Origin of the sequence: Photobacterium aquimaris (genome assembly GCF_002954455.1) — a bacterium.
Lineage (GTDB): Bacteria > Pseudomonadota > Gammaproteobacteria > Enterobacterales > Vibrionaceae > Photobacterium > Photobacterium aquimaris.
Window position 1 is genome coordinate 1328210 of the sequence record NZ_MSCC01000001.1, and the last position, 14918, is coordinate 1343127.

Consider the following 14918-nt stretch of genomic DNA (forward strand, 5'->3'; position numbering starts at 1 on the left):
TACGCTATTCCTTTAAATTAGGACACAGGCTCAGATTTAGGGACACACATTAGGACACAAATGCAAATCCCACGCTGAATTCAATTGGAATTAACTACTGTATATACACACAGTATATCACGAAAAGCCATAGTTATAACAATTACTTAATACAACACACATGGCTTCTGGAAAATACTATGAACAAGAAAAACGAGCCAACACTATACTGGATTGATTACGAAACCTTTGGTGCTAGTCCAGCAAATGATCGCCCTTGCCAGTTTGCAGGGGTGCGTACCGATATGGAGATGAACATTATCGGTGATCCTTTGGTGATCTATTGTAAGCCACCAGCCGATTACCTTCCCTCGCCTGAAGCCTGTTTAATTACGGGTATCACACCCCAAGAAGCGATGGAGAAAGGTTTATCAGAGCCTGAGTTTATTGCGCAAATTCATGCTGAGCTATCAAAGCCGAATACCTGCGTGATTGGTTACAACAATGTTCGCTTTGATGATGAAGTAACCCGTTATACGTTATACCGTAACTTTTATGATCCTTATGGTTGGGCATGGCAAAATGGTAACTCGCGTTGGGATCTATTAGACATTATGCGTACCTGTTATGCATTGCGTCCTGATGGGCTTAACTGGCCGACTGACGATGAAGGTCGTCCGAGCTTTAAGCTTGAGAAACTCTCAATTGCTAATGGTATTGAACACGCCAATGCTCATGATGCTATGGCAGATGTATACGCCACTATTGAGCTGGCAAAGATTTTAAAACAAAACCAACCTAAGCTGTTTGACTACTTGTTTAACTTGCGCAATAAGCGTCAATTACAAAACTTGATTGATATTGTCGAACTAACGCCATTAGTGCATATCTCTGGCATGTTTGGTACTGAGTGTGGCAATACCAGTTGGATTGTGCCGCTGGCATGGCATCCTGATAATAAAAATGCGGTGATCTGCGTTAACCTTGCCCAAGATCCAACCCCATTAATTGAGCTTGATGCCGAGCAACTGCGTGAGCGTTTATACACTAAGCGAATCGATCTTGGGCCTGATGAACTGCCGGTGCCAATCAAAGAAGTGCATTTAAATAAGTGCCCTGTGCTTGCGCCTGCAAAAACCCTTAAAGCTGAAGATGCGGCTCGATTAGGTATTGATCGCGAGTTATGTCTTAAACATTTAGCGTTATTGAAGCAACACCCTGAAGTACGCGAAAAGCTGGTTGAAATGTTCAATGTTAAACGTGAATACGCTAATAATGGCAACGTTGATACTATGCTTTACGATGGCTTCTTCTCTACCGCTGATCGTTCTACGATGGATATTATTCGTGAAACTGCAGTTGATTCATTAGCAACCTTAGAAATTAATGTCGATGACGAGCGTATTAAACCGTTATTGTTCCGCTATCGTGCGCGTAATTATCCTTTAACGCTAACCTATCAAGAACAGCAACGTTGGAAACACCATTGCCAAGATTTCTTTGAAGAGAACATGGGTAAATACATGGAAAACTTTGAAGCGGTAGCGCTTGATTGCCAGTCTAATGAACACAAAATGAAGATCATGAAGTCACTCTATGATTATATTAATAAGTTGATGTAATTCATTACCTTATAATTATCAAGTGCTCATTAAGCCTGTCATCTTACTGTTATGACAGGCTTTTTTATTATTAATAAGAATCGCAATTTGATGATTTTCGTTATTAGGTTAACACTTAATGCTATCGAGTGATGTTGTGTTTGAGGCGTTTACAGGTGGGTGGAATAATGACGACGAAAACAGCAGCAAAATGTTATCGCTTTAAAGGTATTGATTTCATTCCTGAAAATAGACTTCTTCGATGGCATGATAATCAACAAACCCTATTAACTGATGACGAGTCACGCTTTTTAGCCTCTCTGTGTTATCTCGCGGGTGAAGTGGTTAGCACCGAATCAATATACCGTTATACTTTTACCTACCCCAATGCCTATGAAGAAAGTGGCGATCACCAATACGATCTCAATATTCTATTGCTATCACTGTCAAAAAAATTACTCCGTAACGGTAAAATGGCAATACCTATTTATATTATTCCAAGTTATGGCTTTCGAGTATCGTTACCGAATACCACAGCTGTCCGCAACGAAACACCATCCTTAAAATCTGCTTCTCCTTGGCCCATTATCAGTAATAAAAATCAAAAAAATTATTTACATCAAGCAATTAACATAAAATACACTATCATTACAACAGTTGTGATAATTACCTTTATACTACTGTTTGGCTGGTGGATTATGACAACTCAATAACATTGGTGCTTGTTTTATAAACCAAAACAAATATAGTTCATTAATCGTAAAAAAATTAGTGTGACAATTGTCATGTTTATTTGTATGATAAATGAAATATTTTAGAGTTGTAATCCCTATGAATTATATACGCTCATTTGCTATCGTTATGATTTGTTTCTTTTTAGGACAAGTCATTCAACACTATTCTGGATTACCAGTTCCAGGCAGTATCATCGGTTTATTTATCCTCTTTTTCGGCCTTGTCACTGGCATTTGCCGTGCTGAGTGGGTGGAAAGTACCTGTAATTTATTAATCAAACACATGGCATTGTTATTTGTGCCTGTGGGTGTCGGTTTAATGAATTACTTAGGGGTAATTGAAAACAATGCAGCAATCATTTTTGCTAGCACCCTTGGAAGCACCATTATTGTATTAATAGTGATTGGCTTGGCGGTACACCATAAGGAAAAAGACTCATGATCTGGTTAGTAGCAACCTTAGTGTGCTTCTATTCTGCACGCTATCTAGCAATGAAAATAAAAAACCCTTTTTTTAATCCCCTTTTAATCACCCTTATTGTGATGATCGTTGCGCTAAAATGGTTAGCAGTACCTTACCAAACCTATTTTGCGCAAAATGAAGTCATTAACTATTTATTGGGCCCTGCGGTTGTGGCGTTGGCATTTCCGTTATATCAACAAATTGGTTTAATTCGCAGTAAGTGGAAAACGATTTTAACCTCATGTTTTGTTGGTAGCGTACTGTCGATGACATTTGGTACTGCGATTGCGTTTTCTATGGGTGCTGATGCGCAACTAGCGGCGAGTATTTTACCTAAATCAATCACAACCCCACTAGCAATGGCTGCTTCTCAACAGATTGGTGGTATTCCTGCGATCACTTCTGCAATGGTGATTATTGTCGGCTTATTTGGTGCAGTATTGGGCTATCCAATAATGAAACTATTTCGCGTTAAGCATCCTTTAGCAAAAGGCTTATCGATTGGTACGGTTTCACATGCATTAGGCACAGCAAAAGCGGTGGAAGAAAACTATCAAGAAGGTGCATTTAGCTCATTAGCTTTGGTGATTTGCGGCATTATGACAACCTTATTAGCGCCGTTGATGTTCCCATTGTTATTGCGCTTGTTTGGCCATGCTTGATCGCAACTTTTGCAATCGCGCATAAATTGATCGATATGGTTAAATATTGCTAAGTTATTGAAATATTGTATTGTTGATTGCAATAACAAGTGTGACGCCACTCTCACAAATGTAATGGGTGTAATGACAAAGCTAACAATGTGATCAAGATCACTTCCAATGGAATATGATTCACATAGAATGTTTTGCCATCAACAATGAAGGAGTAACACCCAATGCACGCACGTGTTATAAAAGCATTTAGCTTATTACCTGCTGAATTGGCGTCAGCTTTAAAGCCTATTATTGAAGCTTCAGATTTCGATTCCACTATCAGTCCTGAGCAATTCGAACTTTTATTATCAACGACTCAAATGACTGATACTGAACTTCGCTTGGCTCTCCTTCCTATTGCTGCTTCTTATGCTGTTGTGCCTATTTCTAATTTCTATGTTGGCGCGATTGTGCGTGGCACATCTGGTCGCCTATATTTTGGTGCCAATATGGAATTTGAAAACGCGAGTATGGCTTGTACCATTCACGCTGAGCAATCTGCGATCAGCCATGCATGGATCAAAGGTGAAGCAGGCATTAAAGATGTCACTATCAATTACAGCCCATGTGGCCACTGTCGTCAGTTCATGAATGAATTAACCTCAGCTAAAGATATGATCATTCAGCTGCCGCAACGTGAACCAATGACATTACAGCAATATTTACCAGATTCATTTGGTCCACTTGATTTAGGCATTAAAGATGGCTTGTTAAGTGACATTGATAACGGTATTAATATCGAAGAAGATGCAGCATTGGTTGTTACTGCTTGTAAAGCGGCTAACCGTTCACACGCACCTTATTCTAAAAACTTCAGTGGCGTAGCATTAAAAGCTCAAGACGGTCGTGTTTTTGAAGGGATGTATGCAGAAAACGCAGCATTTAACCCAAGCTTGCCACCACTGCAAGTTGCATTGATTAATATGAACATGTCTAACTATCCGCTTTCTGAAATTGTTGAAGCGGCATTAGTAGAAAGTGCTGAAAGCCAAATAAGCCAACTTGCACGCACTCAAGCATTATTAGAAGCACTGAACCCAGATGTGCAACTAACCTATGTTGCTTATTAAACTGATAATTGTTTAAAAAATACAAAAAAACCGCCTTCATGGCGGTTTTTTGTTAACTAAACTTGAACAATGTTGGCTATCAAACATCAAAAGCGTATCATCTTGCCACCTTATTATTAGAAGCCAATGTCAATGTCTCAAACACATAATCCTTTGCAAGGCGCAGCATGGATGCTTACAGCTGGGCTCGCGTTCGCTATCGTGAACAGTTTAGCCCAGTACCTTAGTATCAAAATGGGTGTTCCTTCAACCTCTGTTGCTTTGATCCAATATTTCATTGCGCTGATCGCGATGCTCCCTTGGTTGCGTACTCTTGGTATTCGTCAATCGCTTAGAACAAATCACTTTTGGCTACACTGTTTACGGGTGTTTTTTGCGGTTATTGGTATTCAATTATGGTTATGGGCCTTGGCCTACCCAGTACCTATTTGGCAAGGCATTGCGTTGCTGATGATTTCACCGCTATTTGCCACTATCGGTTCTGGGCTAATTCTAAAAGAAAAAGTAGGTAAAGCACGCTGGTTTGCTACCTTAGCCGGATTTGTTGGTGCGATGATAATTCTTGAGCCATGGTCTGAAGATTTTAATATCGCGACCTTGTTGCCTGTTGGCGCAGCGTTCTTCTGGGCTGCTTATTCTTTAATGGTGAAAAAGCAATCAAGCCATGAGTCGCCAACCACTATCGTGATGTATCTGCTTATTTTAATGACGCCGTTTAACCTTCTTTTAGCCGCGCCAGATTTTACTATGCCAACAGTGAGCTTTAGCTGGTGGCTATTAATTCTAGCAGGTCTCCTTACAGGCTTAGCACAATGGGCAATTGCAAAAGCTTACGCAGTGGCCGATGCTTCTTTTGTTCAGCCATTTGACCATGCAAAATTACCGCTAAACGTATTAGGTGGTTGGCTGGTGTTTGGTTGGGCACCTCCTGGTCGACTCTGGCTTGGTGCGGCGATTATTATTCTCTCGGTTGCCTTTATTACCCACTGGGAAAATCGCAAAAAATAACCTTTTTAAAACCGCTTATGATAAGCGGTTTTTTTATTCTTTTTTTATTAATCGTTATGCTCAAGCCTTAATTAGATCAAAAGCAAACGATTGCGCAAAGATTTAAATAAGGTATTATTGGTTTCAGATTTCACCTTTAATGATTAATCGTAAGGAATATCAATGTTTGGTACAGCTACTTGTTCTGATGCAACCCGTGTATTACTGCTTGGCTCTGGTGAGCTAGGTAAAGAAGTTGCTATTGAGTGTCAGCGCCTTGGGCTTGAAGTCATTGCCGTTGATCGTTATGAGAACGCACCAGCAATGCAGGTTGCCCACCGTAGCCATGTGATTGATATGCTAGATGGTGATGCTCTGAAACGCATTATTACACTAGAGAAACCCCATTTTGTAGTGCCTGAAATTGAAGCGATTGCAACTGATACTCTGGTTGAACTTGAAAGCCAAGGTATCAATGTTGTACCAACAGCTAATGCGACCAAACTAACCATGAACCGTGAAGGTATTCGTCGTTTAGCCGCTGAAACATTAGCTATTCCAACTTCCCCTTACGAATTCTCAGATCAATACGCGGATTTTGAAGCCTCTGTTCACCGTGTGGGTATGCCATGCGTAGTTAAACCTATCATGAGCTCATCAGGTAAAGGTCAGAGCGTGATCAAAACCGCAGCCGATATTGAATCAGCTTGGCATTATGCGCAAGAAGGTGGCCGTGCGGGTGCCGGTCGTGTGATTGTGGAAGGCTTTGTTGATTTTGATTATGAAATTACGCTGCTAACTGTGCGTGCTGTTGATGGTATTCATTTCTGTGCTCCTATCGGCCATCGCCAGCAAGATGGTGATTACCGTGAGTCATGGCAGCCACAACAAATGTCTGCTGCTGCTCTAAAAGCGGCAGAGGACGTTGCTCAGAAGGTTGTGAACGAATTAGGTGGTTACGGTTTGTTTGGCGTAGAGCTGTTTGTTAAAGGTGACACTGTGCTATTTAGTGAAGTTTCTCCACGTCCACACGATACTGGTATGGTGACTCTTATTTCTCAACAGTTGTCTGAGTTTGCACTCCATGTTCGTGCTTTCTTAGGGTTGCCGATTGAGCAAATTACGCATTATGGCGCATCAGCTTCAGCGGTTATTCTTGCCGAAGGCGTATCGACCAATATTCGATTTGATAACCTTGTTACGGCGTTATCGCGTCCACAAACACAAGTGCGACTTTTTGGTAAGCCTGAAATCGATGGTCGCCGTCGCCTCGGTGTTGCACTCACTCGCCGTGATGACATCGATACTGCTGTCACTGATGCTATTGCCACAGCAGCAGACGTTAAGGTCATTATGTAGCCTTAGCGGCGCAATAAAGACAACAAAGGCGTCATAATGACGCCTTTGTTATTTATCTCACCGCATTAGTATTAATTAGACTTCAATTAACCATACTTCTTCAGCAAAACGTTCTACTCCCTGTCGACGACGAGGATGGTTTTCATCTGCGTCATCACGCGCTAAATGAGTGATCTTGCAACCTTTGAATAACGTTGCTATTTCAGCTTCAGGTACAGAAAACGGAGGGCCATCCATTTGTGACTGCGGATAATCGAGTGTTATCAATAAAATTCGTCCACCTGGCTTTACCAAACTCAATAAACGTTCTACATAACGTTCACGCATTGTTTGTGGCATGGCGATTAAAGCGGCGCGATCATAAACCACATCAACTGGCGCGACAGGAACGGTAAAGTAATCGCCCTGATAAATCGTGATCTCATCAAAAGAATACACATGTTCGCTCCCTACCCCTGTTACTAACGGCGTGTAGAGATTCTCAGCAAAGAACGCTTTAACAGCGATATCACTTAGCTCAATACCAACCACATCGTTATGATGCGTCGCTAACCAAACTAAATCTTCTGACTTGCCACACATAGGAACAAGCACTCGATCATCACGTTGAGCATTAACCCGAGGCCAATATTTCACCAACAACGGATTGACATCGGTCAGATGAAAACCAATCCGATCTTCAGCCCAACGGCTATGCCAAAATTCAGCGTCCATGAATTACCTTCTTTTTTTATATATTTTATTTGGTGTTAGTTGACCATAAGTCGGTATTGATACTCAAGGATTAAGTTCAGTGAAAAATAGGGACAGCAGGAAAATAGGAGGAACAAATAGAGGCAAGCAGGTAAAGCTACATACTAATTAACTATAATCAACAAAAAAGGGATGCCACCGCATCCCCTTTTTATTGACCACGCTAAACAGCTAGATCAAAAATCTGTTTTTCAATTTTTCTATCGGAGAGTCATTGAATAACGATTGGAAGCCACTCAGGTTTATGAAATTCTGAATAGTTTAATCGAATCACGACGAACCGTTACACCACGGAAAGTTACTGGCTCTAGCAATGTCATTAGTTGCTTAGAAACAAAAAACTTACCGCCGTAGCTACGATCACCGCCACGATTAACCCAATCAGCAAATTCATCAGCCAGACTGAACATTGAGTTACCGACTAATAAAACTAGAACTTTAGCGACTTCACTATCGTTCTGACGGTTAAACTCTGCGTCACGAACTTTTTTACGATATTCGTCGACAATTCTTTCAAGGCACTCAAATCTGCTCATATACACCACCATAAAAATCGAGGCGTGGATACTACTGCTCAACTCCCGTTAAATCAAGCCATCTCGGCATGTTTCTTGTGTTTAATCATTAATTTTATCAATTTGTAAACATTTTTGATACTTATCACTAAAGTAATGCGAGTTTATCATCATAATTTATCATTTTCATGAAACTTTTATTTAAAATGCATCTTTATAAGCGTTAGAATAATTCCTTTTACTCATAACGGTGACAAACGTGGATAAAAACACTGACTTTTGTCTATCTGGTACACTTAATACTGAATTTATTACCATAACTGCAATGATTGACTTTTATTGCTTAAATCACCATCAAACTAATACCACTCCATTTCAGCGCTGTACTGATTGTGAGCAATTTAGAAGCTATGTAAAACACCGTCTTGATCGATGCCCTTATGGCGAAAATAAACCCAGCTGTAAACAATGCCCTATCCATTGTTATAAGCCACAACAAAAGCTCAAATCACAAACGATAATGCGTTATTCAGGGCCTAAAATGTTACTCAAGCACCCTATTATGGCAATCAGGCATTTAGTCCATGATAAAAAAGCACTACCGCCACTTACCAAAGACATGCAATCTAATCATAAAAAAAGAAAAACATTAATAACTAATAAATAGCAATTATAGAACAATGTTTTCTTGAGCTTTAAGTGATTATTTTAATGAAAGGTATGTATGAGGAGATGTAGAAAGCAGCCTTTAGATAAGTAAAGACTGCTTAATGATATTCCAGCCGAAGCTATTTAGTTACGGTAAAAATCAATCACTTCAATTTTTACAGGGGTATTCTTTTTGGTTAGTTCAACAGTAAATTGATCTTCATCAACCACTTTTGCGTCTTTTGCACCATCACCAACAACACTTACTCCTTCGATTTTGGTGTAAAGTTTGCTGTAATCATAGTGCATAGTAACGGTTACTTTTGTTGGCGCAGAAGTTGATAATTCAAAAGTACAAATACCCGTTGGACAAAATACATCAATATCTTCAGGTGATGTGACCGATACAGTATCAACATTTTTCACAGGAGTCGCAGTCACAGTTGCTTCGCTATTACAGCCAGCTAAAAGCAGTGTTGCTGCCACCACAAGAAAACCTAATTGACTTTTTTTCACCGATTTATCCTCATTAAATTACATACTGCGATATCTATTTTAGATCACGGTATCGCACCATTGTTAGTATTTATTGTTGACGTAATGCCTTAATTTCATCACTGGTTAAATAGCGCCATTGACCTTCGCTAACATCTAACGTTACATCACCGATCGCCTCACGATGTAAGCCAACAACTTTATTGCCAATGCTTGCAAACATACGTTTTACTTGATGAAACTTACCTTCTGTAATGGTTAATAACACCTGTTTTTCATCAATAATAGCTAATGAGGCTGGTGCGGTAAGCTGGGTTTCACCTTGTAACTGAATGCCTTGTGCGAATAACTGTTTCGCATTTGCATCAAGGGGTTGACGAAGTTTAACTCGGTATACTTTAGGGCATAGTTTATTGGGAGAAGTAATATTAAATGACCACCGACCATCATCTGTAATCAGAACTAAACCTGTTGTATCTGCATCTAACCGCCCTACAATATGGAGTTCTTGTGGACGTTCTATATCAATGTAATTAAACAATGACGGATAGACTTCATCAATATTCGAGCAAATGGTCTGTGCTGGCTTGTGCATTAATAGATAACGAAATGGACGAGGATAGAGTCGCACTCCTGCTCGTCTCACATCATTATTTTCATGTACTTGAGTTGCAGTGTCAGTGATAACACCACCATTGACCATTATTTCGCCATCAATAATGGCGGCAATGGCTTGCTCTTTAGTAAGTGCGGTACTTTTACAAACAAATTTATCAAGGCGCATAAAAATATCGCTCTTTCTCTTTATTAAAAGAGCAATGATTATCCCTGTCCGTCAGTAATAAGCAACACTTACACTAATATTTAGTCTTCCACGGCTTAATCTCACCGCATTATCAATAACCCCTAATAGCGTTATATCAACATTGTGCCTTTTAGTACGGTTACAGCTTGACCACTAAGCATCACTCGATGATTACCTAATAGCTCAATCTTAACCTCACCACCCCGTGATGATGCTTGATAGCCGGTTAATCGAGTTTTATTTAACTTATTGCCCCAAAAAACCGCTAATCCACAATGTGCCGCTCCCGTTACAGGATCTTCATTAATGCCGACCCAAGGCCCAAAATGGCGTGAGATAAAATCAGTCGTATTTGTTGTTGACGGTGAGGTAACTACCACTGCTGATAACCCACCTACACTATTCAAACCATCGAAATTAGGTGCTAATGCTAATAAATCAGCTTCATTTGCAATTTCAATTAATGCCTTACCATTAAAAAAGTGACTACTCAGTACTTGATCGGCAGTTAACCCTAAATGAGTCAATAAAGCAGGTGTTGGAATAAACGTTGAGTCAATGTGTGCTGCAGGGAAATTCATATCAATGCTATTGGCATTTATCGTAACGACTAATTCCCCAGACAAAGTATTAAAAACCAATTGTTGACCTTGGGTAACGTCGTAGTGCTGCTTGAGAATATGGGCAACCGCTAATGTGCCATGTCCGCATAATTTAACTTCAACGGTTGGTGTAAACCAGCGCAGGTTAAAGTCATCAAGCGCTAAAAAAGCAGTCTCTGGTAATGCCATTTCAGCGGCAATCGCTAACATTAAATCATCATCAAGTGCCGTTTGGGTAATGCATACACCTGCTGGGTTGCCTTTAAAAGGCTGTGATGTAAATGCATCTACTTGATAAATTGAGAGTTCCATCAGTTTTCCTTAACAATAATGTTTACTCTCTTACTACAACAGAAAAAGTCCTCGATTACTACCAATCTAGACACATCACTATATACCTATAAGGCATTAAATGAGCGCTACTTCAATTAATTGATTAATTTAATAAATATTGTTTGGCGCATTTGCAAAGCTAGGCTAATATCGCGCAACTTTGGTAATTGGACCATTCCACAAACCAATACAATCTCTTTATAATCATTAGGTTAACCATGTCTTATAACGCTTTATACACTGATTTGTCTGGCTACTATGATTTAATGTGTGCTGATATTGATTACCAAGAACAAAGTAATTGTATTCGTAGACTCCACCAGCTATTTGGCAATCAAGGCACTCGTTATCTTGATCTCGCTTGTGGTACTGGTCCACATGTTGAGCATTTTATTGGTTATGGCTATCAAGCAAGTGGCTTAGATATTAATCAGCCAATGCTCAATATTGCTCAACAGCGTTGTCCACAAGCTACTTTTGTGCAGCACGACATGTGTAATTTTACCGTTGATACGCAGTTAGATTTAATTACGTGTTTCCTGTATTCATTACACTACAATGCCAATATCGAAAAATTGATGCAATGTATTGAGAGTGCTTACAATGCGTTAACTGAAAATGGTGTATTTTGCTTTAATGCTGTCGACAAAGATAAAATCGATAACAGCTCTTTTGTGCGTCATACCACCGAGTTTGAAGGTGATCACTTTATGTTCCAATCTGGTTGGTATTACAACGGTGAGGGTGAGCATCAACAATTACAGCTGCATATTGAAAAAACAGCTGATAATGTTACTCAGTCTTGGCGTGATAATCATCCAATGGTGGCGATCAACTTTGTGCAATTACAGCAATTACTTGCACCTTTTTTTGATATCACGATGTTTGAACACAGCTACGATAAAATCGTACCTTGGAACGGTCACTCTGGTAATGCTATTTTTGTTTGTGTAAAGAGACAAAATACCCTTATCAATCAGCAAGCCGCATAAAAAAACCTCGATCAATAGTTATTGATCGAGGTTTTTACTACAAATTAATAACGAAATAATATTAGCTTATTATTATTTCAGTTATTGTTAATTATTATTTAGCACTTTCAACAGCAATCGCTTCATCAGCTGCAGCTTCTGCAGATGCTTCTTCTTCTTTTAAGAAGTTTTCTTTATCACGCTCATTTAATTCAGAACGATGTGCTAGTGGCTTTTCTTTTTTCTTGATAATTTGACGTTCTAAACGTGCAAATGCTGCATTTAATGCGTCGCTTAATTCTTTTTCATCTGCTGATGCTTCAATATCACCAACACTTGTATTTACTGCAATTTCGACAATAAATTGACGACCTGGTTCTAATTTCATAAATACATTACGACTATGAAATACAACTTGGAATTTATCAAATTTAGCAAACTCAGATTCAATGTGAGCTTCCATGTAATCAGGTAATTCAAAACCTTTAGCAGTTACTTTTAAAGTCATTTTTTCCACCAATAATTTAAATAAGTTATTTATTGTTTGTGCTATTAAGATGAACCGAAATAAAAAAACAAAAAGTGACAAAGATCACACTTTTGAATTGTTTTCATCATAGGTAAAAAAATAAACCCAGTAATATCAACGATAAAAACACAAAATAAGATCAAATAACAATCAATTACCCCCAGTAAAGTTCACTAAAGATACACTTTTTGTTGTTATCTACTCAGAGAGTATTTTCAAAAAAAAATAAAATAAAATCCACCATAATTGATTTTTTGGTCTATGGTTATTTCGCTTATATGTAATTATTACTTAACTCTCTGTTTATAATTATTGATTACGTATAATTGATTTTTTACGTTTAATTTTTAGATAATGACTTAAAATATTGCTGGCGATAAAGTATTTCAAATATTGAGCACATCAATTTATATATTTAAATGATGTCATGCTTTAGCGTTTTTAAATTTAATTTATCATTAGGTATAGAATTATGAATCAGACATACCCTCTATTAAAAGGTAATTGGCTTCCTAAAAATAAAGCACATGTTGCTGCTTGGATTAAAGATTTAAAAACACGTACGCATTTAACATCTCACTCAATCGCTCAACCGATTACAGAGTTTAAAGAATTAGTCGAAAACGATCCTGTTTTATTACGTCTTTCTCAAGATATGTTCACTGAAGCTAAAAGCCATAAAGAATTAACACCTTTGGAAACACCTGAGGTGAATAGTTTTGATGAGTTTTTAGTTTTATTAAATCATATTATGACTCAAGCACCAGAATGTACTGAGTTTTTAGATCCTAAAACAGGCGCATTAGAGCCTTGTGGTTTAATTGGCTTTCCAATTAATGCCCTTCTTGACTGGCCAATGGCAACAGATTCTGGTTATGCATTCTTTGCTAACGAACTTGTTAACCAACAATTTAAGAAAATTCTAACGTACTGGAGTCTATACCTTTCATCTCCAGCATCACGTTCAGTGTTAGTTGAAAATCACCCGGATCGCATTCCAAAAGTATTTGGTTGGTTAAGTGATAATGCTCAAAAAGAAATGGTGACTGTGGCTTGTCAAGCTGAAGCTAGTGATTCAGAAAATCATAATAAACCATTTGAGCATTTCTTTAACTGTGATCCAACAGACAAACACTACGGCTTTAAATCTTGGGATGATTTCTTTACTCGTACCTTTAAAGACGGTGTAAGACCTATAGCAGAAGGTGACGATGTTATCGCTAACGCCTGTGAATCGGCACCTTTACAAGTAGTGACTAATGTTGCTAAATCTTCAAGCTTCTGGCTTAAAGGTCAACCTTACTCATTAGAAAACATGATGGATTTTGATCCACTTGCAGAGCAATTTGTTGGTGGTACGGTTTATCAAGCATTTCTTAGTGCATTAAGCTATCACCGTTGGAATAGCCCAGTGAGTGGTACAATTAAGAAAACCTTTATGGTTAATGGTTCATACTACTTAGGTAACCGTTACCAAGGTTTCAATAATCCTGATGGCGCTGATGATAGTGCACCTAACAATTCACAGCCATTCTTAACAGCTGTTGCAACACGTGCAGTGATCTTTATTGAATCAGATAACCCTAAAATTGGTTTAATGTGTTTCATTGCGATTGGTATGGCAGAGGTATCTTCTTGTGCTGTTACTGTAGAAGAAGGTCAGCACATTAATAAAGGTGATGAATTAGGTATGTTCCACTTTGGTGGTTCAACACACTGCTTAATCTTTAAACCAGATGTTGAGCTTGAGTTTGATTTCCATAATACAGCGCCTGGTCTTGATGCGACTAACATTCCTGTTTGTTCTCGTATCGCGACAGTAAAGAATAAATAATATTCCTCGCTCATAAAACGCACTAAAGCAGCCTGAAAATTGGCTGCTTTTTTTATGCTTTAACTTGCCAACCTGCACTGGTTTTTATAAAAATCACTTGTTGCTGATTACTGCTAATATCCCCTAGCTTATACTGACCATACTCCATTAACCGTGCGTGTAAGCCCAAACCAGAAGTCAGAGTATCTTTATTAACGATCTGCTGTTCTTCTTGATTACTGATAAAACGAATATCATAACTAATTTCGGCAATGTAATAATCTTGCTTTATATATCCGCTTACTTTAACGAAATTATCAACCGATAGATTTAGTGATCACGACATCATAATGCCCTGATGGCAGATAAGATATTTCTTGATCAACACTGAATGCTTCATCACTCGACCATGCTTCAAATCGGTGCATTTCAATCGCGCTGCTATCCCAATCTGTTGCTGAAAGTATTTTAATAATAGTCTTGTTTAACCGTAAAAATGGCACTCAAAAACGCAATGTCATTATGGTTTGATCTTGATTCAAAAATAACAAATTCACGATTGCGAT

17 protein-coding genes are annotated in these 14918 nt (G+C 38.6%); 10 read left to right on the forward strand and 7 right to left on the reverse strand.

Annotated features, from left to right (window positions below; all coding sequences use genetic code 11):
* Nucleotides 1-179 precede the first annotated feature (179 nt).
* From sbcB to purT, 7 genes are all read left to right on the forward strand, one after another.
* Entirely contained in the window at nucleotides 180-1601 is a 1422-nt protein-coding gene (gene sbcB, locus BTN98_RS05915) for an exodeoxyribonuclease I (RefSeq protein ID WP_060999146.1), read from the forward strand.
* Nucleotides 1602-1768: 167 nt separating this feature from the next.
* Complete coding sequence (locus BTN98_RS05920; RefSeq protein ID WP_060999148.1) at nucleotides 1769-2293, forward strand: hypothetical protein; 525 nt, start codon at nucleotides 1769-1771, stop codon at nucleotides 2291-2293.
* A 118-nt stretch (nucleotides 2294-2411) separates the two neighbouring features.
* A complete protein-coding gene (locus tag BTN98_RS05925) occupies nucleotides 2412-2756 on the forward strand; it encodes a CidA/LrgA family protein (RefSeq protein ID WP_060999150.1) in 345 nt (114 codons plus the stop codon).
* The gene (locus BTN98_RS05930; protein ID WP_060999152.1) at nucleotides 2753-3439 is read left to right on the forward strand and encodes a CidB/LrgB family autolysis modulator; all 687 of its coding nucleotides are present in this window, start codon (nucleotides 2753-2755) and stop codon (nucleotides 3437-3439) included. Before BTN98_RS05925 ends, BTN98_RS05930 begins: the two co-directional genes overlap by 4 nt.
* Before the next feature lie 215 nt (nucleotides 3440-3654).
* Nucleotides 3655-4542, forward strand: a complete 888-nt coding sequence (gene cdd, locus BTN98_RS05935; protein ID WP_060999154.1) for a cytidine deaminase — start codon at nucleotides 3655-3657, stop codon at nucleotides 4540-4542.
* 132 nt (nucleotides 4543-4674) lie between these two features.
* Entirely contained in the window at nucleotides 4675-5550 is an 876-nt protein-coding gene (locus BTN98_RS05940) for a DMT family transporter (protein WP_060999156.1), read from the forward strand.
* 162 nt (nucleotides 5551-5712) lie between these two features.
* The gene (gene purT, locus BTN98_RS05945; protein WP_060999157.1) at nucleotides 5713-6888 is read left to right on the forward strand and encodes a formate-dependent phosphoribosylglycinamide formyltransferase; all 1176 of its coding nucleotides are present in this window, start codon (nucleotides 5713-5715) and stop codon (nucleotides 6886-6888) included.
* A 75-nt stretch (nucleotides 6889-6963) separates the two neighbouring features.
* Here purT and BTN98_RS05950 read toward each other — a convergent pair whose 3' ends face one another.
* The gene (locus BTN98_RS05950) at nucleotides 6964-7602 is read right to left on the reverse strand and encodes a thiopurine S-methyltransferase (RefSeq protein ID WP_060999159.1); all 639 of its coding nucleotides are present in this window, start codon (nucleotides 7600-7602) and stop codon (nucleotides 6964-6966) included.
* Nucleotides 7603-7883: 281 nt separating this feature from the next.
* Complete coding sequence (locus BTN98_RS05955; protein ID WP_005367981.1) at nucleotides 7884-8177, reverse strand: hypothetical protein; 294 nt, start codon at nucleotides 8175-8177, stop codon at nucleotides 7884-7886.
* Between the two features lie 238 nt (nucleotides 8178-8415).
* Here BTN98_RS05955 and BTN98_RS05960 point away from each other — a divergent pair, with 238 nt between their 5' ends.
* Nucleotides 8416-8823 (forward strand): nitrous oxide-stimulated promoter family protein, encoded by a 408-nt coding sequence (locus BTN98_RS05960; RefSeq protein ID WP_060999160.1) that lies wholly within the window; start codon nucleotides 8416-8418, stop codon nucleotides 8821-8823.
* Between the two features lie 125 nt (nucleotides 8824-8948).
* Here BTN98_RS05960 and BTN98_RS05965 read toward each other — a convergent pair whose 3' ends face one another.
* From BTN98_RS05965 to BTN98_RS05975, 3 genes are all read right to left on the reverse strand, one after another.
* The gene (locus BTN98_RS05965; protein ID WP_060999163.1) at nucleotides 8949-9320 is read right to left on the reverse strand and encodes a hypothetical protein; all 372 of its coding nucleotides are present in this window, start codon (nucleotides 9318-9320) and stop codon (nucleotides 8949-8951) included.
* 70 nt (nucleotides 9321-9390) lie between these two features.
* Nucleotides 9391-10083 (reverse strand): pseudouridine synthase, encoded by a 693-nt coding sequence (locus BTN98_RS05970; RefSeq protein WP_060999165.1) that lies wholly within the window; start codon nucleotides 10081-10083, stop codon nucleotides 9391-9393.
* Nucleotides 10084-10214: 131 nt separating this feature from the next.
* Entirely contained in the window at nucleotides 10215-11018 is an 804-nt protein-coding gene (locus BTN98_RS05975) for a PhzF family phenazine biosynthesis protein (RefSeq protein ID WP_060999167.1), read from the reverse strand.
* Nucleotides 11019-11257: 239 nt separating this feature from the next.
* On the opposite strand from BTN98_RS05975, the gene BTN98_RS05980 reads away from it, so the two are divergent.
* Nucleotides 11258-12031, forward strand: coding sequence for a class I SAM-dependent DNA methyltransferase (locus tag BTN98_RS05980; RefSeq protein ID WP_060999168.1), 774 nt, complete (start codon nucleotides 11258-11260; stop codon nucleotides 12029-12031).
* A gap of 94 nt (nucleotides 12032-12125) precedes the next feature.
* Here BTN98_RS05980 and hpf read toward each other — a convergent pair whose 3' ends face one another.
* On the reverse strand, nucleotides 12126-12518 hold the full coding sequence (gene hpf, locus BTN98_RS05985; protein ID WP_060999171.1) for a ribosome hibernation-promoting factor, HPF/YfiA family: 393 nt from the start codon (nucleotides 12516-12518) through the stop codon (nucleotides 12126-12128).
* A 493-nt stretch (nucleotides 12519-13011) separates the two neighbouring features.
* Between hpf and BTN98_RS05990 the strand changes: the two genes are divergently transcribed.
* Nucleotides 13012-14373, forward strand: coding sequence for a phosphatidylserine decarboxylase family protein (locus BTN98_RS05990; RefSeq protein ID WP_060999172.1), 1362 nt, complete (start codon nucleotides 13012-13014; stop codon nucleotides 14371-14373).
* Between the two features lie 296 nt (nucleotides 14374-14669).
* Here BTN98_RS05990 and BTN98_RS05995 read toward each other — a convergent pair whose 3' ends face one another.
* Complete coding sequence (locus tag BTN98_RS05995; protein WP_060999173.1) at nucleotides 14670-14855, reverse strand: hypothetical protein; 186 nt, start codon at nucleotides 14853-14855, stop codon at nucleotides 14670-14672.
* Between the last annotated feature and the right edge of the window lie 63 nt (nucleotides 14856-14918).

Bases quoted from the DNA above. Each gene is read 5' to 3' on its own strand.
- sbcB (WP_060999146.1), top strand. From the start codon at position 180: ATGAACAAGAAAAACGAGCCAACACTATACTGGATTGATTACGAAACC.
- BTN98_RS05920 (WP_060999148.1), top strand. From the start codon at position 1,769: ATGACGACGAAAACAGCAGCAAAATGTTATCGCTTTAAAGGTATTGAT.
- BTN98_RS05925 (WP_060999150.1), top strand. From the start codon at position 2,412: ATGAATTATATACGCTCATTTGCTATCGTTATGATTTGTTTCTTTTTA.
- BTN98_RS05930 (WP_060999152.1), top strand. From the start codon at position 2,753: ATGATCTGGTTAGTAGCAACCTTAGTGTGCTTCTATTCTGCACGCTAT.
- cdd (WP_060999154.1), top strand. From the start codon at position 3,655: ATGCACGCACGTGTTATAAAAGCATTTAGCTTATTACCTGCTGAATTG.
- BTN98_RS05940 (WP_060999156.1), top strand. From the start codon at position 4,675: ATGTCTCAAACACATAATCCTTTGCAAGGCGCAGCATGGATGCTTACA.
- purT (WP_060999157.1), top strand. From the start codon at position 5,713: ATGTTTGGTACAGCTACTTGTTCTGATGCAACCCGTGTATTACTGCTT.
- BTN98_RS05950 (WP_060999159.1), bottom strand. From the start codon at position 7,602: ATGGACGCTGAATTTTGGCATAGCCGTTGGGCTGAAGATCGGATTGGT.
- BTN98_RS05955 (WP_005367981.1), bottom strand. From the start codon at position 8,177: ATGAGCAGATTTGAGTGCCTTGAAAGAATTGTCGACGAATATCGTAAA.
- BTN98_RS05970 (WP_060999165.1), bottom strand. From the start codon at position 10,083: ATGCGCCTTGATAAATTTGTTTGTAAAAGTACCGCACTTACTAAAGAG.
- BTN98_RS05975 (WP_060999167.1), bottom strand. From the start codon at position 11,018: ATGGAACTCTCAATTTATCAAGTAGATGCATTTACATCACAGCCTTTT.
- BTN98_RS05980 (WP_060999168.1), top strand. From the start codon at position 11,258: ATGTCTTATAACGCTTTATACACTGATTTGTCTGGCTACTATGATTTA.
- hpf (WP_060999171.1), bottom strand. From the start codon at position 12,518: ATGACTTTAAAAGTAACTGCTAAAGGTTTTGAATTACCTGATTACATG.
- BTN98_RS05990 (WP_060999172.1), top strand. From the start codon at position 13,012: ATGAATCAGACATACCCTCTATTAAAAGGTAATTGGCTTCCTAAAAAT.